The 22520-nt window shown below is 64.2% G+C and carries 22 protein-coding genes; 15 read left to right on the top strand and 7 right to left on the bottom strand.

The window, feature by feature from the left end; translation table 11 throughout:
* Positions 1-63: 63 nt before the first annotated feature.
* A complete protein-coding gene (locus tag LDZ24_RS00565; RefSeq protein WP_248320919.1) occupies positions 64-2484 on the bottom strand; it encodes an HAD family hydrolase in 2421 nt (806 codons plus the stop codon).
* Between the two features lie 256 nt (positions 2485-2740).
* Between LDZ24_RS00565 and LDZ24_RS00570 the strand changes: the two genes are divergently transcribed.
* Complete coding sequence (locus LDZ24_RS00570; protein WP_248320921.1) at positions 2741-3691, top strand: aldo/keto reductase; 951 nt, start codon at positions 2741-2743, stop codon at positions 3689-3691.
* A gap of 370 nt (positions 3692-4061) precedes the next feature.
* The gene (rpsU, locus tag LDZ24_RS00575; RefSeq protein ID WP_159837708.1) at positions 4062-4274 is read left to right on the top strand and encodes a 30S ribosomal protein S21; all 213 of its coding nucleotides are present in this window, start codon (positions 4062-4064) and stop codon (positions 4272-4274) included.
* A 97-nt stretch (positions 4275-4371) separates the two neighbouring features.
* Here the strand turns inward: rpsU and LDZ24_RS00580 are convergent, their stop codons facing one another.
* From LDZ24_RS00580 to LDZ24_RS00590, 3 genes are all read right to left on the bottom strand, one after another.
* On the bottom strand, positions 4372-4749 hold the full coding sequence (locus LDZ24_RS00580; protein ID WP_248320923.1) for a hypothetical protein: 378 nt from the start codon (positions 4747-4749) through the stop codon (positions 4372-4374).
* 15 nt (positions 4750-4764) lie between these two features.
* Positions 4765-5190 (bottom strand): hypothetical protein, encoded by a 426-nt coding sequence (locus LDZ24_RS00585; RefSeq protein WP_248320925.1) that lies wholly within the window; start codon positions 5188-5190, stop codon positions 4765-4767.
* Positions 5191-5615: 425 nt separating this feature from the next.
* Positions 5616-6227 carry a DNA-3-methyladenine glycosylase I gene (locus tag LDZ24_RS00590; protein WP_248320927.1) on the bottom strand — a complete coding sequence of 204 codons (612 nt, stop codon included), beginning with the start codon at positions 6225-6227 and terminating at the stop codon, positions 5616-5618.
* A 106-nt stretch (positions 6228-6333) separates the two neighbouring features.
* On the opposite strand from LDZ24_RS00590, the gene LDZ24_RS00595 reads away from it, so the two are divergent.
* Both LDZ24_RS00595 and LDZ24_RS00600 read left to right on the top strand, forming a co-directional pair.
* Complete coding sequence (locus tag LDZ24_RS00595) at positions 6334-7260, top strand: BadF/BadG/BcrA/BcrD ATPase family protein (protein WP_248320928.1); 927 nt, start codon at positions 6334-6336, stop codon at positions 7258-7260.
* 46 nt (positions 7261-7306) lie between these two features.
* A complete protein-coding gene (locus LDZ24_RS00600; RefSeq protein WP_248320930.1) occupies positions 7307-8134 on the top strand; it encodes a Cof-type HAD-IIB family hydrolase in 828 nt (275 codons plus the stop codon).
* Between the two features lie 39 nt (positions 8135-8173).
* Here LDZ24_RS00600 and LDZ24_RS00605 read toward each other — a convergent pair whose 3' ends face one another.
* The 3 genes from LDZ24_RS00605 to LDZ24_RS00615 form a co-directional block, all read right to left on the bottom strand.
* On the bottom strand, positions 8174-8458 hold the full coding sequence (locus LDZ24_RS00605) for a hypothetical protein (protein WP_248320932.1): 285 nt from the start codon (positions 8456-8458) through the stop codon (positions 8174-8176).
* A gap of 300 nt (positions 8459-8758) precedes the next feature.
* A complete protein-coding gene (gene aqpZ, locus LDZ24_RS00610) occupies positions 8759-9487 on the bottom strand; it encodes an aquaporin Z (RefSeq protein WP_248320933.1) in 729 nt (242 codons plus the stop codon).
* Between the two features lie 243 nt (positions 9488-9730).
* Positions 9731-10795, bottom strand: coding sequence for a glycosyltransferase family 4 protein (locus LDZ24_RS00615; protein WP_175939037.1), 1065 nt, complete (start codon positions 10793-10795; stop codon positions 9731-9733).
* Positions 10796-11415: 620 nt separating this feature from the next.
* Here LDZ24_RS00615 and flhD point away from each other — a divergent pair.
* The 11 genes from flhD (at position 11416) to cheY (ending at position 22518) form a co-directional block, all read left to right on the top strand.
* Positions 11416-11763, top strand: coding sequence for a flagellar transcriptional regulator FlhD (gene flhD, locus LDZ24_RS00620; RefSeq protein ID WP_248320935.1), 348 nt, complete (start codon positions 11416-11418; stop codon positions 11761-11763).
* 234 nt (positions 11764-11997) lie between these two features.
* Positions 11998-12858 carry a flagellar motor stator protein MotA gene (gene motA, locus LDZ24_RS00625; RefSeq protein ID WP_206467376.1) on the top strand — a complete coding sequence of 287 codons (861 nt, stop codon included), beginning with the start codon at positions 11998-12000 and terminating at the stop codon, positions 12856-12858.
* Between the two features lie 37 nt (positions 12859-12895).
* Positions 12896-13885, top strand: coding sequence for a flagellar motor protein MotB (gene motB, locus LDZ24_RS00630; protein WP_248320937.1), 990 nt, complete (start codon positions 12896-12898; stop codon positions 13883-13885).
* 100 nt (positions 13886-13985) lie between these two features.
* Positions 13986-14363 carry a response regulator gene (locus LDZ24_RS00635; protein ID WP_175939044.1) on the top strand — a complete coding sequence of 126 codons (378 nt, stop codon included), beginning with the start codon at positions 13986-13988 and terminating at the stop codon, positions 14361-14363.
* Between the two features lie 55 nt (positions 14364-14418).
* Positions 14419-16698, top strand: coding sequence for a chemotaxis protein CheA (cheA, locus tag LDZ24_RS00640; protein ID WP_248320939.1), 2280 nt, complete (start codon positions 14419-14421; stop codon positions 16696-16698).
* A gap of 26 nt (positions 16699-16724) precedes the next feature.
* Positions 16725-17243 carry a chemotaxis protein CheW gene (gene cheW, locus LDZ24_RS00645; protein ID WP_175939048.1) on the top strand — a complete coding sequence of 173 codons (519 nt, stop codon included), beginning with the start codon at positions 16725-16727 and terminating at the stop codon, positions 17241-17243.
* A gap of 51 nt (positions 17244-17294) precedes the next feature.
* Entirely contained in the window at positions 17295-19145 is a 1851-nt protein-coding gene (locus LDZ24_RS00650) for a methyl-accepting chemotaxis protein (protein WP_248320941.1), read from the top strand.
* 111 nt (positions 19146-19256) lie between these two features.
* Positions 19257-20186, top strand: coding sequence for a CheR family methyltransferase (locus LDZ24_RS00655; RefSeq protein WP_175939052.1), 930 nt, complete (start codon positions 19257-19259; stop codon positions 20184-20186).
* Positions 20183-20941 carry a chemoreceptor glutamine deamidase CheD gene (gene cheD / locus LDZ24_RS00660; protein WP_248320943.1) on the top strand — a complete coding sequence of 253 codons (759 nt, stop codon included), beginning with the start codon at positions 20183-20185 and terminating at the stop codon, positions 20939-20941. The genes LDZ24_RS00655 and cheD overlap by 4 nt, the downstream gene beginning before the upstream one ends.
* Before the next feature lie 2 nt (positions 20942-20943).
* Complete coding sequence (locus LDZ24_RS00665) at positions 20944-22065, top strand: chemotaxis response regulator protein-glutamate methylesterase (protein ID WP_248320945.1); 1122 nt, start codon at positions 20944-20946, stop codon at positions 22063-22065.
* A 57-nt stretch (positions 22066-22122) separates the two neighbouring features.
* On the top strand, positions 22123-22518 hold the full coding sequence (cheY, locus tag LDZ24_RS00670) for a chemotaxis response regulator CheY (RefSeq protein WP_159837744.1): 396 nt from the start codon (positions 22123-22125) through the stop codon (positions 22516-22518).
* The last annotated feature ends 2 nt before the right edge of the window (positions 22519-22520 follow it).

The following is a 22520-nucleotide window of genomic DNA, read 5'->3' on the forward strand; positions in this document are numbered from 1 at the left end:
GGGCTTAAGAGCAATTACGGCCGGGTCGGCTACACCTTTACAGGCAGCCGGCCCGCTACATCTTCATGAAGCCAGTGCAACCTCGGCCTTCTGAACCCAGGAAAGCGGGCGAAACGTCAGGCGCATCAATTGCCGCGTCTTTCCGGCCATTGCAGGCACATAAATGAGTCCGTTCGGCGACATCTCGAACATGCCGGGTTCGCGCTCGGTCATGCCGTCGTAAATGATCTCGCTCCCAGGCGAGAGCGCGCGCTGACGATCGAACTCAATACGCGTATCCAGCGTATCGGCGGGAAAGGTTGTCGCCGATGCGATCTGCATCCAGCTCATCTCCTGGCCGAACATGAGCGCGACGTCGAAGTCGGAAATCGGCACGACGAGCGAATAGAAGCCGTCGTAAGTCGCGCGCGCGGTCAGCGTCTCGGTCGCGGTTTCATTGCCGCGCACGAAAAGCGCGGGAATTCGCGTCTCGCGGTACGTCGTATCGTCGACGGTGAAATCCAGACGGTGACGGCGCACGGCCATTAGGAAAATCGCCTGGTCGATGCCTGCGTGGCGCATCTCGTACGGATAACCCGGACGAAAACCCTTGCCGATGCTGCGCATATAGAACGGTCCGCGCTGACGAAGCCCTTCGATGCCCGCGTCGTTATCCGCGACGTTGAATGCGTGAATGGACGCCCCGTTGATCTCGAACACCGTCTCGTTGCCGCCGGCCACTTCGTCGCGGTCCGGAAGATACAGTAGGCGAGCGAGGCAGATGGCCGCATCGACGCGTAGTCGTTCAGGCGTCAGGCGGGGAAAGCTGGTGGCCGGCATCGCGGCCATATCCCGGACGAAGCGGACGCAAGCATCCTGGATTTCGCCGCTTTGCGCGATTTGCTTCTCGCTTTTCGCGGATTGGTTGAGAAGCGGCGTGCCGTCGTCCTTGAAGTCATACACGCTGCCGGTTTTGAGCGAGCACATCTGCTCGAAATGGCCAATATGCGCGATCAACATCTCCATCACGTTTTCATCGGCCCAGCGGCTGTCGACGACGCCCGCGCGATCCGCGCGCCAGCCGGGTGTATCCAGCGAAACGAGATAGCGCCCGACGATCTCCACGTCGTAATACTTCTTGAACAGCTTGCCGAGCGAGCGCTGGATGGAGCCGTAGTAACCCAGGTCCACGATCACGAGCGTGTCGCCGCGCTCCAGCCCGACGGTTCGCTGCAGATGGCGAAAGAGCCGCTGACGAAGCGCCGCGCTGCGTTCGATGATGAGCTTCACCATGCGCGGTTCCAGCACGAGACGCCGGAACGTCTGCAGCGGATTGGCGGACGCGTTCGCCTCGGCGAGCAGTTTGCCGGTTTCCTTGGGCGGCAGTTGCAGTTGGTCGGCGCCGAACTTCATCATCTGCGGGTTGATGACCTCTGTACTCAGATAACGCTCGATGGCCTCGCGGCTGTCGAAGGTCGAACCGGCGGCGACGAACCGCCCGACGTACGCTTCGTTGCCGATCGGGCTGCCGTGCAGCGCTTCGCATGCCCGATGAATCAGATGCCCGTCGCGCAGCAGAAACGCGAGCTTGTGCGGTCGGCCACGCGCTTTGAGATCCTCATGCGTGTCCAGCACGAAGCGCGCGAATGCGTGCATGATCGGGCCGACCGACCAGTAGCCGATGCGCTCGTTCGTGCTCATGTCGCGGCCCTGTTGCAGGGAGCGCATCGCGTGATGCAAGCTCGGCGCGGGCTTCGTCGCGCGGATCGACGGAAAGAGGACGCGCGCCGCCATCAGCCGCTGTCGGTCCGCTTTGTGCATCTCGTCGTCGCGCTGCTGGAAATGCAGTACGCCGATGCCCATCTGCTGTGGAACGGCCCAGTCCGCGTACGGGTTGTCGCCGGTATGGAGAATCTCCGAGGGCGCGACGCCCAGCCGTTCCGTCACGATATTCCAGAGTCCCGTGGATTTCGAGACACCGAATTCAGACGAACAAAACACGACGTCGATGAGCGATTCGAGCTCCGGCGCGGTTGTAAAGAGAATGCGGCGCAATTGCGCCTCGGAGTAATAGGTATCGCTGACGATTGCCGTGTGTAGGCCGCGAATTTTCGCCTCGCGCAGCAGCCCGAGCACCGGTTCGAAGATGAAGCCGATCTCGATCTCTTTATCGACCTCGCGCTCGGCGAGCGCGCTCACAATTGCCTCGTCGGCGTGAGGCGCGGCTTCGGCATAGATCTGTTCGAGCGTCGCCTCGCTCTTGCGGGTTGCGAAGTAGTTGTTCTTACGCGCTTCGGATTCGGCCATCGTGCGCACACGGGCGCTCACGCCGTGTTCGACGAAGAGCGGGTCTTCGGCCAGCGCGTAGTAAACGTCGACCGGTTCCTGTACGGCGCGCCAGAAGAGCGTGTCGAAACAGTCGAAGGTCGCGACCGTATGCGACGGCGCGCGCGCCGACCACGTTTCGGCCAACTGATCCGGAAGGACGTTCTTGTCTGCTTGCATGTGATGAACTCCGCAGCCCGCGCCGGCGGGCCCGCTTTGATGGTTTTCGTGCGTCGGGCGTCTGCAGCGGGTCGTTCTCGTCCGCCTCGGCATCAGCCTTTGTGATGTGTCGACGATCTTAGGTGCTTGCGCCAGAACGAAAGCGGGGAACAAGCGCAGCTTTGGGCCTCATTTCGGCGCATGAGCGACGCGCGCGGCAGCGTCGCGCAATGTTGCGTATCCTTCCCGAACGTCCTCTACTCACGCGGAGTACTCCATGCAAACTCGCAGCATCGGCACATCGGATCTGAACGTCGCGCCGCTCGTCTTCGGCGGCAACGTGTTCGGCTGGACCGCGGACGAACGCACGTCGTTCTCCATCCTCGACGCGTTCGTCGATCACGGCCTCAATTTCATCGACACGGCGGACGTGTACTCCGCTTGGGTCGAAGGGCACCACGGCGGCGAATCGGAAACGATCATCGGCAAGTGGTTCAAGGAAAGCGGCAAGCGCCACAAGATCGTGCTGGCGACGAAAGTCGGCATGCTGAGCACGCGCAAGGGGCTTTCGGCGGCGAACATCGCGGCGGCCGTGGACGATTCGCTGCGGCGTCTGAAGACCGATTACATCGACGTCTACTTCTCGCATCTGGACGACGACAAGACGCCGCTCGACGAAACGCTCGGCGCCTACCAGAAGCTCATTCAGGCGGGCAAGGTGCGGGTGATCGGCGCGTCGAACTACACCGGCGCGCGGCTCCAAGAAGCGCTGAAAGTCGCGAAGGAATCGTCGCTGCCGGCGTATCAGATCCTGCAGCCGGAGTACAACCTCTACGACCGCGAAGGCTATGAGACGGACCTCGAACCCGTCGCCGAAGCGCACAAGGTCGCGGTCGTCACGTATTTCAGCCTGGCGAGCGGCTTTCTGTCGGGCAAGTACCGCTCCAAAGCAGACATGCAGGGCAAGGCGCGCGGCTCGCGCGTCGAGAAGTATCTGAACGAGCGCGGCCTCAAGATTCTCGATGCGCTCGATGAAGCCGCGAAGCGCCACGACACCACGCCGGCGACCATTGCGCTCGCGTGGGTCATCGCGCGGCCGAGCGTGACCGCGCCGATTGCGAGCGCCACGTCCGTGCAGCAACTGGAGAGTCTCGCGGCGGCCACGCGCCTCGAGCTCGATCCGGAGGAAGTGGCGGAACTGGACGAAGCCAGCGCCTGGCAGAAATAAATCTGTTGCATCAACGAGTTGCCGTGCTTCGAAGAGTTGGCACAGGCGCGGTGTTCTGGTAACATCGCGCCCGAATCGAGAAATGTGCCCGATTTTTCGGCCGATTTTTGCGTCCGCTCCGCTGAAAATGACAACGTCAAAACGTTAATCGCCAGCGGAGAACGGCGCCGAAAGTGTGCGTTCAGGCGGTCCTTTCGTGCGCACATGCCGCTTTGCGGTTGAATCCCAGCTCTCTCTTTTCCGGCCTCCGTGGCCGCTTTGCTCGTGTCCGCTGCGTCCTTTTAGGCGCCCGGCGGACGATCGGAGTGCCGGCGCGCGGCGGGTTTTTCCGTTGCGCACTTAGAAATACGTTTAGCAAATCAGGATTGTCATGACCACTATTGTCCTCAAAGAAAACGAGCCGTTCGATGTCGCGATTCGGCGCTTCCGCCGCACCATCGAAAAGAACGGCCTGATCGCAGAACTGCGCGAGCGCCAGTCCTACGAAAAGCCGACCACCGAGCGCAAGCGCAAGAAGGCCGCGGCCGTTGCCCGCCTGCGCAAGCGCCTGCGTAGCCAGATGCTGCCGAAGAAGATGCACTAAAGCGTCTTTACGCCGGGCCGGTTTCCTCTCGGTCCGCGAAGGCAAAACGGCGGTGCGACCCGTGAGGGCGCACCGCCGTTTTTTTCTGCGTTCCTGCTCAGGCGAACGCGTGCCGCTTAGCGAGTGCGCCCAGCAAGTGCGGCCACTCGTCCACGCTGGCGTCGTCGTGAATCTGCTCCAGTTCCATCAAGAGATCGATGATGGCCGGATCGTAAGCATTCACGTTCGACGCATACAGCGCGCGCAGCAGCTTGCCGTCATGCGCATGCCGATAGTACGAGATGCCGACGCCTTCGAGCTCCGCTTCGTAGACATCGTCACGCACCAGCGATCCGATCGCGCACTTGCGGCCGTGCGCGCCTCTTAAGCGGCACGACCCGTTGTCATCTTCCGAGACGGCGCGCTGCGCCAGCAAATGCGCGCTCACGCGATGGAAGATCTCGTTCGCGCTCAACATCGTGACAGGGCTCAACATACGGCACCCGCACCGTTACGCAGCCGTTTTCAGGAGCTCGGCCGACAGACCGAACTGCCGCGCAATCGACGTGAGACGCTCGCGCCACTCCCATTTGCCGAAGACGTCGTGCACGTTCTGCAGGCACGAGAGCAGTTCGACGGTGGTCGGATCGAAGACGTTGATGCGCGCGCGCAGCAGAGCGCGCTTGAGCGCCGCGACGCCGACATCCATGTACGCCGGCACCGACTCGGGCGATTTCCCGATATAGCGGATCGGCACGCCTTCCATGGCCGTCACGTAGTCGCGCGGCTTGATGAGGCTCCCGATCGGGCAGCCGCCGCAGTATCCGCGATACGCGCCGCCGCCGTGAGGCAGCAAAGCGGCTTGTCCCTGCGTGAAGAGATGCTGCACCGCGTTGTCAAAAATCTCCTGATGCGTCAGGAAGTTCAGGCTTTTCATGATCTTTCTCCCCTGCGCCCCTGCGCAGCGGCCATGCGTTGAGTTTCGAGCAACCTGCACCTGCGGCGTCGGACGGCGCGCACGCCGACCGGCTACTGCTTCGAGCACGTTGTTTTTCCCGGCCTAGGGACACGCGCATTCGCGTGTCCGTGTACTCGCGGCGGATCTTTCCACTCAGTGAACGATCCGCACACCGTCAGTTATAACGGCACGGCTCGGTAAAAAGGTGCGGCAGCGCACGCGAGAACGCCATTTTTACACGACACGGACGTTCGTGCAGTGCGGCAGAAGCATGCTCCGCGCTTGAAACGGCGCGGCTGGCGGCATGCTTCACTGCAAAAAAACGCCTGCGATGAGGACTTTCCCTAATGAACGCGCTTTTGCGGCAAGAATGTTGCCAAAAAGCAAAAATCGCCTGCCTCGGATTAGGCTGAAGGTGTCGTTTTTTCCGGCGATTTGCGCTTTGTCTTAGGCTTGACGCGCGAGATACAGCCCACGGCGTGATCGTTCACCATGCCCGTCGCCTGCATGAAGGCGTAGCAAATGGTCGTGCCGACGAACTTGCAGCCGTACTGCTTGAGCGCTCGGCTCAGCGCATCCGACTCGGGCGTCGAGGCGGGCGTCGGATTGTTCGCATCGCGCGGGGTGTCGATAGGCGCGCCGTTCACGAACGACCACACGAAGTCCGCGAAGGAGCCGTGCTCGGCCTGAATGCGCTGCACCGCCTGCGCATTGATGACGGCGGACGCGATCTTCGCCCGGTTGCGAACCACGCGTGCATCGCCGACGATCCGCTCGATGTCCGCGTCCGTGAAGCGCGCGACCTTGTCGATGTCGAAGCCCGCGAACAACGCGCGATAACCCTCGCGCTTGTTGAGAATCGTCGACCATGAAAGACCGGCCTGCGCGCCTTCGAGCACCAGCATTTCGAAGAGATGACGGTCGTCGCGGGACGGGACGCCCCATTCGGTGTCGTGGTAATGCGCCATGGCCTCGGTGGTGGCCCAGGCGCAGCGTGTCGGTTCGGTGGCTGCCATTGCAAATCCTCGTTTCGGTCGCGCCAGCATAGCCGAACGCGATTGCCGCGCCACTCTGCCATTCGGCTAATTGGCGCGTGCCGCCGTCGCCGCTATGCTTGCGGCCATGAACACTTTCTCGGATTCGGATTTCAACGGTTTCCTGCTCGGCATCGATGGCGGCGGAAGCGGCACGCGCGTGATTCTCGCGGACGCGCACGGCGTCGAGCTGGCCCGCGCGAGCGGCGGTCCTTCGGGGCTGGCGCTGGGCGTCGAAGCGGCGTGGCGTTCTATCGGCGATGCTTGCAATCGTGCTTCCGATGCAGCCGGTCTCGCCTTCGACTGGCGCGCCTGTTCGCTCGGCTGCGGCCTCGCGGGCGTCAACAACGCGGACTGGCTCGCGGCTTTCTTGAGCATGGCTCCGCCGGTCCACGCGTTGAGCGTGGAAAGCGACGCGTACACCACCGTCCTCGGCGCGCACGGCGGCGGACCGGGCGTGATCGTCGCGCTTGGCACGGGCAGCATCGCGGCTTCGCTGGACGAGGAGGGCGTCTGCCGCATCGCGGGCGGATACGGCTTTCCGAGCGGCGACGAAGCGAGCGGCGCGTGGCTCGGCCTGCGCGCGGTGGTCCATCTTCAGCGCGTGCTGGACGGGCGAGTCCCGGCCGATGACTGGTCTCGCGCGCTCTTGCAACTCACTGGCGCGACGGATCGCGACAGCCTCGTCGTGTGGCTGTGCGCGTCGAACCAGACCGCGTACGCCACGCTCGCGCCGAGCGTGTTCGAATACCGCGATCATCCGTCGGCGGCGCAGTTGCTGGAGCAGGCGGGGCGCGAAATCGAACTGCTCGTCGCGGCGCTGGATCGAGACGGCAAATTGCCGGTCGCGCTTTGCGGCGGACTGGCGGCGCCATATGAGCCTTTCGTGCCGATATCGTTGCGCGAGCGCCTTCGCCGACCCCGCGCGGATTCGGCCGCGGGTGCGCTCGAACTGGCGCGGCGCGCGGTGGCGCCGGGCGGCGCGGCGGGGCGGCCCGGGAAAGAGCCGCGATAGAATAGTCAGCTTCGCGGGCGTTTTTCTCCGCTCAAACAGGGCAGCCATGTATTCGGTCATCGCAACTGATCTCGACGGGACGCTTCTCAACAGCGATCACCAGCTCGACCCGTTCACCGCAGAGACGCTGCGCACGCTCGCACGGCGCGGCGTGCCGGTCATCATCGCGACGGGGCGGCATTATCGCGATGTGGCCGGCATCCGCGATCTGCTGGGCATCGACGCGTACCTGATCACGTCCAACGGCGCGCGCGTGCATGCGCCCGGCGACGAGCGCATCTACTCGCGCGATCTTGCGCCTGCCGCCGTGCGACGCCTCGTGCAGCCGGATGTCGCGGGCGCGCATGGCCGCGTGATCGTGAATCTGTTCGCCGACGATGCGTGGCTCATCGACCGCCACGCGCCCGAACTGCTCGTCTTTCATCAGGACTCCGGCTTCAAGTACGAAGTCATGGATTTGCGCGAGCATGACGGCGAAAACATCGCGAAGGTGCTGTACATCGGCGAGCCGGCGGACCTGAAGCACGTCGCCGCGAATCTGGAAAGCGAATTCGGCGATGCCCTGTATGTCACGTATTCGCTGCCGGACTGCCTCGAAGTGATGACGTCCGATGTGTCGAAGGGCCGCGCGCTGCGTTATGTGCTGGAGCGGCTGGATATCGATCCCGCGCAATGCGTCGCGTTCGGCGACAACATGAACGACATCGACCTGCTGGAAACCGCCGGCCATCCGTTCATGATGAACAACGCGAATCCGGACCTGATCACGCGCCTGCCGCATGTGCCGCGCATCGGCAACAACTTCGAGGCGGGCGTCGCGCATCATCTGCGCAAGCTGTTCGATCTGCGCGACGACATCGCGTCGTCGCGCTAACTCTTTCAAGCGCCTACCGTTTAGCGCTCGGCGTTGTGGTTAGCCGCGGCGGCCCCAGTCGTTCGAACGGCCGTGGTCCCAACCGGCGCGGTTCCAGCGCCCGTTGTCGTGACCGTAGTCACGATGCCAGCGCGGTTCCTCGTGACGCCAGTAAGGCGAGCGATATTGCGGCGAGGCGGGCCTCACATACACGGGCGCGGGAGCGGCATAGGCAGGCGCGCCGAGCGAAACGCCGACGTGAAGATCGGTATGGGCCTGAGCCGCTCCCACTGCGCCGATGATAAGACCGGTCGCGACGAGCAATCGAGTGACGATGCGCTTCATTGTGTTTCTCCTGGAAGGCGACGTGTGTCGCATGAGTTCAATGTAAGCGCCCGCCGTCTTACACGCTTCGACGACTTGTTACCGGGTGCAAGCGGGGCGTAAGCCCTTTTCGATTGCGATGAGATACGCGCGAGCCTTGTCCGGCGGGGCTTTGCGCTTCGGAGCGCGCGCTTGCAGAAGAAATAGTAAGCATGCTACGTAATTCGCCATTACAACTGTCGCGCGCTTTTAATCCGCGCGCGCCGGGCGCAAAACAAAACGGGCGCCGAAGCGCCCGTTTCGCATGACCGACCCCGCGACTTATTGCGCGACAGCGCCAAGTTTGCGCGCTTCAGAATCCGAAGCCAGCAGCGGATACAGCACGCCCGCGACGATAGCGCCTGCGATCGGCGCGATCCAGAACAGCCACAGCTGATCCAGCGCCCAGCCGCCGACGAAGAACGCCGGGCCGGTAGAACGAGCCGGGTTCACGGACGTGTTCGTGACCGGAATCGAGATCAGGTGAATGAGCGTCAGGCACAGGCCGATGGCGATCGGCGCGAAGCCCTTCGGCGCGCGATCATCCGTTGCGCCGAGAATGACGAAGAGGAAGAAGAACGTCATCAGGAATTCGCAGACCAGCGCCGCGAACACGGTGTAGTGGCCCGGCGAGTGCTCGCCGAAACCGTTCGCGGCGAAGCCGCTGCCGACCAGATCGAAGCCGGGCATGCCGGTGGCGATCAGCTTGAGCGCCAATGCACCGAGCGTTGCGCCCACCACCTGCGCCACGATGTACGGCCCGAGGTCGCGCACGGGAAAGCGCCCCGCGACGGCCAGCCCGACGCTCACGGCCGGGTTCAAATGGCAGCCGGACACGTGTCCGATGGCGTAGGCCATGGTGAGCACGGTGAGTCCGAACGCGAGCGAGACGCCCACGAACCCGATGCCCATGTGCGGAAAGCCGGCGGCCAGCACGGCGCTTCCGCAGCCGCCCAGCACGAGCCAGAAAGTACCGAAAACTTCAGCGCCGAGACGCTTCGACAAATGCATGATCTTGCCTTCGTGAAATGTGAGAGACCTTTGATTTGACGCAAGAAAGCCTATTGCCCTTGCCGAGCGCAGTTTAAGGGCGGCAGTTTTTACGGACTGTCAAAATTGGTCGATTCACGGGCATTTCACGCTCGACGCAGCGATGTTCGGATTCCTCCTTGTTACGAAGCGGACGGCGTCAGCGGCCAGGCGAAAAAAATGCCGCCCATTGGGCGGCATTCGAGAGTGGCAAGCTGTGCGCGATCAGCCGACGGCGACCTGACGCAGCACCGGACGCTTCGCGGCCTGAAGCATGGCCGTGTACGTGTCGACATAGTTCTGCGCCATCGTCTTTGCGCTGAAGCGGCGCTCGAACTGCGCGCGAATCTCGGTGCGCGAGAGCTCGTCGATGCGATGCAGCGCGCCGACCGCGCCCGGCACGTCCTCGCAGATGAAGCCGGTCACGCCGTGATCGATGACTTCCGGCACCGAACCGCGGTTGAAGGCAATCACTGGCGTTCCGCACGCCATCGCTTCGATCATCACGAGGCCGAACGGCTCGTTCCAGTCGATCGGGAAGAGCAGCGCCTTGGCACCCGAGAGGAATTCGGGCTTCTGCGCCTCGTTGATCTCGCCGATGAACTCGACGTGCGCCTGCGACAGCAGCGGCTCGATCGTCGACTTGAAATAGTCCTGATCGACCTTGTCCACCTTCGCCGCGATCTTCAGCGGCAGACCGCTCTGAGCCGCGATCTTGATGGCGAGGTCCGCGCGTTTTTCCGGGCAGATCCGGCCGAGGAACGCCAGATATTCCGGCTTCTTGTGCGGCTGCGGCGTCAGCAGATCGTCCGGCAGGCCGTGATACACCGTGTTCAGCCAGTTTGCCTGCGGCAGCGGTCCGCGCTGGTTGTCCGAGATCGAAACGACGTTCGCCTTCGTGAACGTGTTGAAGATCGGCTGGAGCTCGGGCAGGTCGAGACGGCCGTGCAGCGTGGTCACGAACGGCGTGTCCAGCTGCGTGAACAGCGGAAACGGCATGTAGTCGAGGTGAAAGTGCAGCACGTCGAACTCGTGCGCGCGGCGGCGGACCGTTTCGAGCAGCAGCATGTGCGGCGCGAGCGGATCGCGGATCGTGGGATCGAGTCGCAGGGCGCGCGGCCAGGCCGCGTCGAGCGTCGCCCGGGTTTGCGAATCGCCGCTTGCGAACAAGGTTACATCGTGGCCGAGGTCGACGAGCGCATCCGTCAGGTAAGACACCACGCGCTCAGTGCCGCCGTAAAACTTCGGAGGAACTGCTTCGTGCAACGGTGCAATTTGTGCGATTCGCATAACGTGACTCTCCTGAGTGGCCGCTTGGGGCGCGGTCGGCGCCGATGGGCCATGAAAGCTGTTGTGTGGACACCGCTGTGGCGCTCCGGTCGAGCGTTGCGCGATGCCATTCGGGCGGGCCGCGGTGTGTCGCTCACGCCGCCCAAAGATCGGCCCGGCTCTCGACCGGGTTATCCCTTACGTTCATTATCGGGATCGAGAGCGGCATTTCACGTCATTTTTCAATCGCTTAACCTTGTTACAGCGCGAAACACCGGCTGTTACGAAGTCAAAAATTGCACTCAAGCGGTCGAAGGAGACGATTTCGACTGGCAATGCGAGCGGCGAGGCACCCCGTAGCACGCGACGTGCCCGCGCCGGCCTCAAGTCTGTCCGGCCGCTGCCGATAAAGGCGTTTGCCGACGCGCAGCGAATTCGACTGCGCATGTACGAACTTTTCCTACACGATTTCGGGCGAAAGTCTGTCGGCGCGTCGGCAGCTTTTTCCGATAGTGGCAAGCAACGCGCTGTCGGAAAATCGGCGCGACAAGACGAGCGGGGCCGGACGCCTCGCGATTGAGCGCGTCCGAGCAAACGTTTCCCGCTGGGCCTGACCAGCCATGCAATGACTCGGGGGAAAAATGACGGCCACCACCATGAGCACGCTCGCGGAAATCCGCGAGGTGAACTTGTCGTATGTGCTGCTCGCGCAGCGGCTGCTTCGGGAAGACCGCGTCCTGGCGATGCATCGCCTCGGGCTGTCCGACGAGGTAGCCGAGCTTGTGTCGTCGCTGACGCTCGCGCAGGCGGTGAAGATTGCGACGTCGAGTCACGTGCTGTGCCGCTTCCGTTTCGACGACCACACGATCCTGGCTTCGCTTGCAGACAAGGACAAGCGCCCGGCGCTCGCGCAGACAGAGCCGGGAGTCGTGCGTGTCGACGCGGCGGTTCAAAGCGGCGAAGTGGCATCGACGAGTGAGTGCGTCTGACTGATCCAGTCCGTCGCGCGACTTCGACCGGAGTCGATCGCGCGATCGGCTGTCGCGGCCATCGGGAGGCGCTATTGCCTATGTCGGCGAAACAACCGTGCTCCGCCCGTGCCTTTCATCCGCGCCCGCCGCCCACCGCCAGCCCGCCCAAAGTTTTCCAGCCGGGTGCCGTAAACAGTCTTAACCGCGCATGTACGCCGGCCAATCCGCATTCCCAACCCTGAGGACCCGACTGTGCTGATTTTCGTTGGAACGCTCGTGACATTGTTGTCCGTTTTCGGCGGTTACGCGCTCGAAGGCGGCCATCTTGGCGCGCTCGTACAGCCGGTCGAAATATTGATGATCGCCGGCGCGGGCATCGGTGCCTTCATTCTCGGCAACGGCGTCAAGACCATCAAGTCGACGCTGCTCGTCATTCCCACGCTCTTCAAAGGCTCCAAGTACAACAAGGACGTGTACATGGAGCTGATGGGCCTGCTCTACGTGCTGCTCGCGAAGGCGCGCAAAGAAGGCACGCTCACGCTCGAAGCCGACATCGAAGACCCGCACAAGAGCCCGATCTTCAGCCAGTACCCGAAGCTGCTCGCGGATCATCACATCGTCGAGTTCATGACCGATTATCTGCGGCTCATGGTCGGCGGCAACATGAATGCGTTCGAAATCGAAAGCCTCATGGACGAAGAGATCGAGACGCATCACGTCGAAGGCGAAGCGCCCGCGCTGGCGCTGCAAAAAGTCGGCGACGCGATGCCCGCGTTCGGCATCGTCGCGGCCGTGATGGGCGTCGTGCACACGATGGCCTCCGCCGATCAGCCGCCCGCCATTCTCGGCGAAATGATCGCGCAGGCGCTCGTCGGCACGTTCCTCGGCATTCTCATTTCGTACGGCTTCATCGGGCCGCTCGCGAGCGTCGCGGAGCAGCGCGTCGCCGAGCAGACGAAGATGTTCCAGTGCATCAAGGTGACGATTCTCGCGAGCCTGAACGGCTACGCGCCGGCGATCGCCGTCGAGTTCGGCCGCAAGGTGCTGTTCTCCACCGAGCGCCCGTCGTTCTCCGAACTGGAAGAGCACGTGCGCCGGGTGAAGGCGAAGTGACGCGCCTCGTTTTCGCGACCCCGACCGGAGCCCTGCGATGAGCAGCGAAAAAGACCGTCCCATCTTCATCAAGCGCATCGTCGCGGGCCGCAAGGGCCACCACGGCGGCGCGTGGAAGCTGGCGTACGCGGACTTCATGACCGCGATGATGGCGTTCTTCCTGCTGATGTGGCTACTCTCGTCGACCTCGCCCGTGCAGCGGCGCGGCATCGCGGAGTACTTCAACATGCCGCTCAAGGCGGCGATGGTCGGCGGCAAGAGCGTCGGCATGGACAACAGCATCATCACCGGCGGCGGGCGCGACATTTCGAGCAACGATCCGGGCGATGCCCGCAGTTCGGACGGCAAGACGCAATTCGCGCAAAGCCCGACCGCGAAAGCGGACGAAGAACTGCTGAAAGCCGCGCAAGGCGAACTGGAACGGCGCGAGCAGGCCCGTCTTCACGACCTCCAGGTCAAGCTGATGGCCGCGCTCGAAGCCAATCCGACGCTGCACCAGTTCAAGCAGCAGATCCGCATCCAGTCGACGCAGCAGGGCCTGCGCATCGAAATCGTCGATACCCAGAAGCGCCCGATGTTCGCGCTCTCCAGCAACAGCGTGCAGCCGTACATGCGCGACATCCTGCGCGAAATCGGCCGGACGTTGAACGACGTGCCGAACCGCATCGTCGTGCAGGGCCACACCGACGCCGTGAAGTACGCGGGCGGCGAAAAGGGCTACAGCAACTGGGAACTGTCGGCGGACCGCGCGAACGCGTCGCGGCGCGAGCTGGTCGCGGGCGGCATGGACGAAGCGAAGGTGCTGCGCGTGCTCGGCCTCGCGTCCACGCAAAACCTGAACAAGCAAGACCCGCTCGATCCCGAGAACCGGCGCATCAGCATCATCGTGCTGAATCACCGCGCGGAAGCGTCGATGCTGCGCGACGACGGCGGCGCGGCCGCGACGCTGGATAACGCTTCGGACGCCTTCGCGCCCGGCGCGACGCCGCTTCTCGGCCGGATCGTGCCGGGCGTGGCGCGGAAATAAGCGTGCTGCGAGCAAATCTGCATAAAAAACGCTCAAGACTCCACACGTTTGCGCCGTCATCCGGACAAGAGGCAGCGAGGCGCAGACCCAAAGGCGACACATGATCAAGAACATTCTGGCAATCGACGATTCCGCAGCCATGCGGCAGATCCTCTCTGCCACGCTGACGACGGCGGGCTACGAGGTGACGGTGGCGTCCGACGGCAACGAAGGGCTCGAATGGGCGCTCGCCGAGCGTTTCGATCTCGTGCTCACGGATCAGCACATGCCGCAAAAGAGCGGCCTCGACCTGATTGCGGAGCTGCGCGCCAACCACGCCTACCGCGCCACGCCGATCCTCGTGCTGACCACGGAAGACGGCGAGCCGTTCAAGGAAGCGGCGCGCGCGGCGGGAGCGACGGGCTGGATCGAAAAACCGCTCGATCCGGACCTGTTGACCGAAGTGGTCGCCGCGCTCTCCGAAGACACGCAGCACTGAAGCGAACAGATACAGCCAAGACAACTCGCGCGCACGCGCCGACGGTGAATCAAGCATGACACTCGACATTACCCAGTTCTATCAAACCTTCTTCGACGAAGCCGATGAACTGCTCGCGCAGATGGAGCAACTGCTGCTCGTCCTCGATATCGCGAATCCGGATCCCGAGGATCTCGCGGCGATCTTTCGCGCGGCGCATTCGATCAAGGGCGGCGCAGCCACGTTCGGCTTCACCGCGCTCACCGAAACGACGCACATCCTCGAATCGCTGCTGGATCGCGCGCGCAACAACGAGCTCGTGCTTCGCCGCGACATGATCGACACGTTCCTCGCGACCAAGGACGTGCTCTCGGACCAGCTCGCCGCGTATCGCGCGAGCGCCGAGCCGGATGCGGCCGCCGCCGCCGCGATCTGCGCGAAGCTGGAACGCCTGAAGAACGAAGACGCCGCGCCGCAGAGCGCGCCTGTCGTCGAAGAGCCGGTCACGCCGGCTGTCATCGGCGAAGTGGACGTCGCGCCGGCCTATGAAGGCCCGAACGCGCCGCCTTCGCACGTGATCGCGCAGGCCGCCGAAGCCATCGAGGACGACGGCAACTGGGACGGCGCGTTCGAAGTCACGGACGGCGCAACGAATGCAACCCATGCAACGAATGCGGGAACCGCGGCCGGCACGCCGGCGGCGGAAGCAGGACCCCACCTGAAAATTACGCTACGGGGGGTGGGCGAGAAGGACCTGGCGACCTTGACCGAGGAGCTGGGGAACCTGGGCAGTATCGTCGGAGAGAAGAAGACCGACGCCGAACTCGTGCTTTGGCTCGATTCGGACGTCTCGTCCGACGACATCGTGGCCGTGTGCTGCTTCGTGATCGACGAATCGCAAATCACGATCGGCCGCGGCGACGCGCATCACATTGCGCCGTCGGCAGCGTCCGAGCCGGCGCAAGCCAAGCAACACACGCTACAGGCAGAGCCGCCCGTATCGCAGGCGCAGGAAGCGCCCGCATCCGCGGCGCAGCACAAAGAAGAAGCGGCGAAGGCGGCGGCGAATGCGGAAACGCAAGCTGCTGCCGCCCTCCCGTCACGCGAAGCACAACCGAAGGCCGCCACCGGCGACGCCGAGAAGAAAGCGCGCCCGGCCGCAGCGGCATCCGCGGAAGGCAGCTCCATTCGCGTCGGCGTGGAGAAGGTCGATCAGCTCATCAACCTGGTCGGCGAACTGGTCATCACGCAGGCGATGCTCGCCGAAACCACGAGCACGTTCGACCCTGCATTGCACGACCGTCTTTTCAACGGCATGGCGCAGCTCGAGCGCAACGCGCGCGACCTGCAAGAGGCCGTCATGTCCATCCGCATGATGCCGATGGATTACGTATTCAGCCGCTTCCCGCGCCTCGTCCGCGATATCGCGGGCAAGCTCGGCAAGGAAGTGGAACTCGTCACATTCGGTCAGGCGACCGAACTGGACAAGAGCCTGATCGAGCGCATCATCGATCCGCTCACGCACCTCGTGCGCAATTCGCTCGATCACGGCATCGAGACCGTGGAAGCGCGCCGCGCGGCGGGCAAGCCCGCCACCGGCCAGCTCGTGCTGTCGGCGGCGCATCACGGCGGCAACATCGTGATCGAAGTGAGCGACGACGGCGCGGGCCTGCGCCGCGACAAGATTCTCGCGAAGGCGCAGAAGCAGGGCATGCAGGTTTCCGACTCCATGACCGACGAGGAAGTCTGGCAACTCATCTTCATGCCGGGCTTCTCGACCGCCGAGCAGGTGACGGACATTTCCGGCCGCGGCGTCGGCATGGACGTGGTGAAGCGCAACATCCAGTCGATGGGCGGCCACGTCGAAATCATGTCGCGCCAGGGCGCGGGCACGACCACGAAGATCGTGCTGCCGCTCACGCTCGCGATTCTCGACGGCATGTCGGTGAAGGTCGGCAACGAAATCTTCATTCTGCCGCTCAACTTCGTGATGGAGTCGCTGCAACCGGTCGCCGATGACATCTACACGGTCGCCAACGGCGAGCGCGTGGTGCGCGTGCGCGGCGAATATCTGCCGCTGATCGCGCTGCATCAGGTGTTCTCGGTCGAAGGCGCGCGCACGGAGCCGACGCAGGGCATCGTCACGATCCTGCAAACGGAAGGACGGCGCATGGCCATGCTGATCGACGAACTCGTCGGCCAGCAGCAAGTGGTCGTGAAGAACCTCGAAACGAATTATCGCAAGGTGCACGGCATCTCGGCGGCGACCATTCTCGGCGACGGCAGCGTCGCGCTGATCGTCGACGTGGCCGCGCTCAACCGCGAATCACGCGCGCAACACTCGCACACCCATTAACACATCGACCGAACCTGGGGTTTCTCATGGCAGACATCCAATCGATTCAAAACGCAACACTGTCGCGCCGCGATGCGCAGCACGCCGAAGCCGCCGGACAAGAGTTCCTCGTCTTCACGCTCGGCGCCGAAGAGTACGGCATCGACATCCTGAAAGTGCAGGAAATTCGCGGCTACGACAGCGTCACGCGCATCGCGAACGCGCCCGCGTTCATCAAGGGCGTGATCAATCTGCGCGGCATCATCGTGCCGATCGTGGACATGCGCATCAAGTTCAATCTCGGCCGCGTCGAGTATGACAACCAGACGGTCGTCATCATCCTGAACGTCGCGCATCGCGTGGTCGGCATGGTGGTGGACGGCGTGTCGGACGTGCTCACGCTGACGCAAGACCAGGTCATGCCCGCGCCCGAATTCGGCGCGACGCTCACCTCCGAATATCTCACGGGCCTCGGCACGGTCGAAGGCCGCATGCTGATTCTGATGGATATCGAAAAGCTCATGACCAGCCGCGAGATGGAGTTGATCGACTCCGTCGCCGCTTAAACAGGCGCGCGGAAGCATCCCGCGCGCGTCGCGAGCCAAGGAAAGGAAGCCATGTTCAAGAAGTTGTCCATTCGCACGACGCTCACGCTCGTCGGTCTGTTGTTCGTCGGTTGCGCGGCCGTCATCGGCGCGCTGTCGCTCGTCGGCCTCAATTCCGCGAGCGCCTCGCTCGACTCGCTCGCCAAAGAAGACATGGTGGCGATGCGCGCGCTCGCGGACACGTCGTCGTATCTGCTGCGCTCGCGCATCACGCTCGACCGCGTGCGCTCGCTCACCGAAGCGGGCAGCGCCGACGAAGCGAAGAAGGCGATGGAGCGCGGCCAGTTCCTGCTCGACAAGAGCTACGAGAACTGGAAGCTCTATCTCGACACGAAGAAGCCGATGCTGCCGCAAGCGACGCTCGACACGCTCGTCGCGCAGCATGACACGCTGATGAAGACCGGCGTCGAGCCGGAGTTCGCCGCGATGCGCGCGAACGACATGGCCGCGTACCACGCCATTGCCGATACCAAGATCAGCCCGATGTTCGTCGCGTTCGATCAGGCGGTGACGGCGGCGGTCGCGTTCCAGCAGAAGCACGCGGAAGAGTCGCGGGCGAACGCGGCGTCGCAGAACGCGACGCTCAGCATGGTCATCGGCGGATTGCTCGCGCTCTCCGGTCTGCTGCTTTTCGCCACGCGTTTCGCGCTGCGCAGCCTGATCGTGCAGCCGATCAACGACGCGGTGGAACACTTCGAGCGCATCTCGCGCGGCGATCTCACGAAGTCGGCGCACACGGACAGCACGAACGAGATCGGCCGTCTTTTCTCGGGCATCGAGCGCATGCGCACGAACCTGACCGCGATGGTCGGCGCGGTGCATCGCGGCGCGGAATCCATCGATGTCGGCGCGCATGAAATCGCGAGCGGCAACACGGATCTGTCGCAGCGCACCGAAGAACAGGCGGCGTCGCTGCAAGAGACGGCCTCCAGCATGGAGCAGCTCACGAGCACGGTGAAGCAGAACGCGGACAACGCGCGTCAGGCGAGCCAGCTCGCGGTGAACGCGTCGGATATCGCGTCGCGCGGCGGCGAGGTGGTCGAGCAGGTCGTCGATACGATGAACGCCATTGCGTCCAGCTCGGGCAAGGTGGTGGACATCATCGGCGTGATCGAAGGCATCGCGTTCCAGACCAACATTCTCGCGTTGAACGCGGCCGTGGAAGCGGCGCGGGCGGGCGAAGAAGGGCGCGGCTTCGCGGTCGTGGCGGGCGAAGTGCGCTCGCTCGCGCAGCGCAGCGCGGCGGCGGCAAAGGAAATCAAGGCGCTGATCGGCGATTCGACCGAGAAAGTGCAGAGCGGCTCGCAACTCGTCACGCGCGCCGGCGAAACCATGGGCGAGATCGTGCAGGCGGTGCGCCGCGTGACCGACATCATGGGCGAGATCAGCGCGGCGTCGGAGGAGCAGTCCGACGGCATCGAGCAGGTGAATCGCGCCGTGACGCAGATGGACAGCGTGACGCAGCAAAACGCGGCGCTCGTCGAGCAGGCGGCGTCGGCGGCTGCCACGCTCGAAGAGCAGACGCGGCAGTTGAAGGAGATCGTCGGGCAATGGCGCATCGCGGGAACCGTGCCGGCGTCGGCGAAGCCGAGCGCGGCGGTCGCGGCTGCGCGCCTGGCGCCCGCCGTGGCGAAGGCGACGCGCGTCGAGCCGACGTCGCGTGCATCGTCCGCGAGCGCAGCGAAAGTTGCTGAGCAGCCTAACGTCGCGCCGGAATCGGCCGTTATCAAGGATAAGGCCCGCGATGCAGCGAAGCCGGCGAGCGCAGCGAAAGCCGCGCCCCGCGTGAGCGCACCGGCGGCGGCACCCGCCCCGCGCGCGAAGGCCACGACCGCCGACGACGGCGACTGGGAAACGTTCTAAGCGCATCGGCCGGCACCGGTCGAGCGCGCGGATTCGGAAACAACCCGGCGCACGACCGGCGCAGAAGCGGAAAGCAAGCAGGCAGGCGCACATAGAGCAAGAGGCACCAGAATGGCAACGCGTAATGCAACCAACGCACGCGTCGAACTGGCCGGCGGCATACGCGGTCCGGAAGTCGAGCGCGATTTCGAATTCACCGTGGCGGACTTCGCCCGGATTCGCGAGCTGATTCATCGCCGCGCGGGAATCTCGCTGTCCGACCACAAGCGCGACATGGCCTACAGCCGGCTCGCCCGACGCCTGCGCGCCTGCGGCATGGACACGTTCAAGCAGTACCTCGACCGTCTCGAAGCCAACGACGACAACGCCGAGTGGGAAGCCTTCGTCAACGCGCTGACCACCAACCTGACGGCGTTTTTCCGCGAGTCGCATCACTTCCCGCTGCTCGCGGACTTCGTGAAGCGCCGCCAGCAGCCGGTGTCGGTGTGGTGCTCGGCGGCATCGACGGGCGAGGAGCCGTATTCGATCGCGATGACGCTCGTCGAGGCGCTCGGCGAGCAGGCCGCGCGGCACTGCACGGTGTTCGCGAGCGACATCGACAGCCAGGTGCTCGCCAAGGCGGACGCGGGCGTGTATTCGCTCGATCAGGTGAAGGCGATGCCGGTGGAACGCCTGAAGCGGTTCTTCCTGAAGGGCACCGGCTCGCACGCGGGCTTCGTCAAGGTGCGCCCGGAGTTGCGCTCGCTGGTGAGCTTCGGCCGCGTGAATCTGACGGACGCGCGCTACGACGTGAAAGGCCCGTTCGACGCGATCTTCTGCCGCAACGTGATGATCTACTTCGACAAGCCGACGCAAAGCCAGGTGCTCTCGCGCTTCGAGCCTCTGATGAAGCCGGGCGGCCTGTTGTTCGCCGGTCATTCGGAGAACTTCACGTATGTGTCGCAGGCGTTCCGGCTGCGCGGCCAGACGGTCTACGAACTGACGCGCGACACGAAAGCGGCGGCCGCGCCGAAGCGCGTGCTGGCGGGAGAGCCGGCATGAGCGGGCTGCCGATCGCGTCGAATCTGTATTTCGACAACCATTTCAAGAAGCCCGGCGTGAAGCTGCTGCCGAACGAGTTCTACATGACGAGCGAAGACATGGTGCTCGTGACGGTGCTCGGATCGTGCGTGGCGGCGTGCATCAACGATCGCACGGCGGGCATCGGCGGGATGAATCACTTCATGCTGCCCGATGACGGCTCGGATCCGTCGCACGCGTCGTCGGACTCGATGCGCTACGGCGCGTATGCGATGGAAGTGCTCATCAACGAGCTCATCAAGCGTGGCGGACGCCGCGAGCGGTTCGAGGCGAAGGTGTTCGGCGGCGGCGCGGTGCTGGCCGGCATGACGACCATCAACATCGGCGATCGCAACTCGGAGTTCGTGCGGCGCTATCTCGCGCTGGAGAAGATTCGCATCGTCGCCGAGGACTTGCAGGGCATGCATCCGCGCAAGGTCGCGTTCATGCCGCGCACGGGACAGGTGATGGTCAAGAAGCTGAAGACGCAGCATGACCCGGTCGTCGTCGAGCGCGAGCAGGCGCTCGTGCAGCGCACGCCCGAAGAGCGCGCGGAACGGCTCGCAAGGGCGCGCGCGCGCGTGGAACTGTTCGGCGTGGAGCGCGCGACACCTGCGGCGCCCGCGACGAAGCCGCGCGTCGAACTGTTCGGCGCGTCGGGAACGGCGGCCGCCGCGCGGGCGATCAACGGAATCGCGCGGACGTCGCGCATCGCGAAGGCCGCGGAGGAGGCGTGAGCATGTTGAATGCATCGAATGGCGGCAAGGAAGCCGCGCCGAAGATCAAAGTTTTGTGCGTCGACGACTCGGCGCTCGTGCGCAGCCTGATGACCGAGATCATCAACTCGCAGCCCGACATGCACGTGTGCGCGACCGCGCCCGATCCGCTCGTCGCGCGCGAGCTGATCAAGCTGCATAACCCGGACGTGCTGACGCTGGATGTCGAAATGCCGCGCATGGACGGACTCGACTTCCTCGAAAAGCTGATGCGCCTTCGGCCGATGCCGGTCGTGATGGTGTCGTCGCTGACCGAGCGCGGCAACGAAATCACGCTGCGCGCGCTGGAACTGGGCGCGGTGGACTTCGTGACCAAGCCGAAGGTCGGCATCCGCGACGGCATGCTGGATTACGCCGAGAAGCTCGCCGACAAGGTTCGCGCCGCTTCCCGCGCGCGCGTGCGGCAGATCGTGCATGCGGCGAGCGCGCCGAGCGCGCCGGGCCACGCTGGCGCGAAGCCCGCGCCGCTCATCAACAACCCGCTCGTGTCGACGGAAAAGCTCGTGATCGTCGGCGCGTCGACGGGCGGCACGGAAGCGATCCGCGAAGTGCTCGTGCCGCTGCCGCCCGACGCGCCCGCGGTGCTGATCGCGCAGCACATGCCGCCGGGCTTCACGAAGTCGTTCGCGCAGCGCCTGAACGGGCTGTGCCGCATCACGGTGAAGGAAGCGGAGCACGGCGAGCGCGTATTGCCGGGTCACGCGTATATCGCGCCGGGCCACGCGCACCTCGTGCTCGCGCGCAGCGGGGCGAACTACGTCGCGCATCTGTCGGATGCGCCGCCGGTGAACCGGCATCGTCCTTCGGTGGACGTGCTGTTCCGCTCGGCCGCGCAACACGCGGGCAAGAACGCGATCGGCGTGATTCTGACCGGCATGGGCCGCGACGGCGCGGCGGGACTGCTCGACATGCAGCAGGCGGGCGCCTACACGCTCGCGCAGGACGAAGCGAGTTGCGTGGTGTTCGGCATGCCGCGCGAAGCAATTGCAATGGGCGGCGCAAGCGAGATCGCGCCGCTTTCTGAAATGAGCCGGCGCGTGATGGCGCGGCTGGCATCGATGGGCGAACGCGTGCAGCGCGTCTGATTTAACTGAATTGAATTACGCGGTGTCACGCCGCACTGAGAACACACGGGAGCAATGATGGACAAGAACATGAAGATCCTCGTCGTCGACGATTTTCCGACGATGCGCCGTATCGTGCGCAATCTGCTGAAGGAGCTCGGCTATTCGAACGTCGACGAAGCAGAAGACGGCGCGGCGGGCCTCGCGCGTCTGCGCGGCGGCGGCTTCGACTTCGTGATTTCCGACTGGAACATGCCGAACCTCGACGGCCTGTCGATGCTGCAGCAGATCCGCGCCGACGCGACGCTGTCGCATCTGCCGGTGCTGATGGTGACGGCGGAATCGAAGAAAGAGAACATTATCGCGGCGGCGCAAGCGGGCGCGAATGGTTACGTGGTGAAGCCTTTCACGGCCGCCACGCTCGACGAGAAGCTCACCAAGATTCTCGAGAAGATGGCTAAAGCCGGGAGCTGATC

The sequence above is a fragment of the Caballeronia sp. Sq4a genome (genome assembly GCF_023170545.1).
In the GTDB taxonomy this organism is placed as follows: domain Bacteria; phylum Pseudomonadota; class Gammaproteobacteria; order Burkholderiales; family Burkholderiaceae; genus Caballeronia.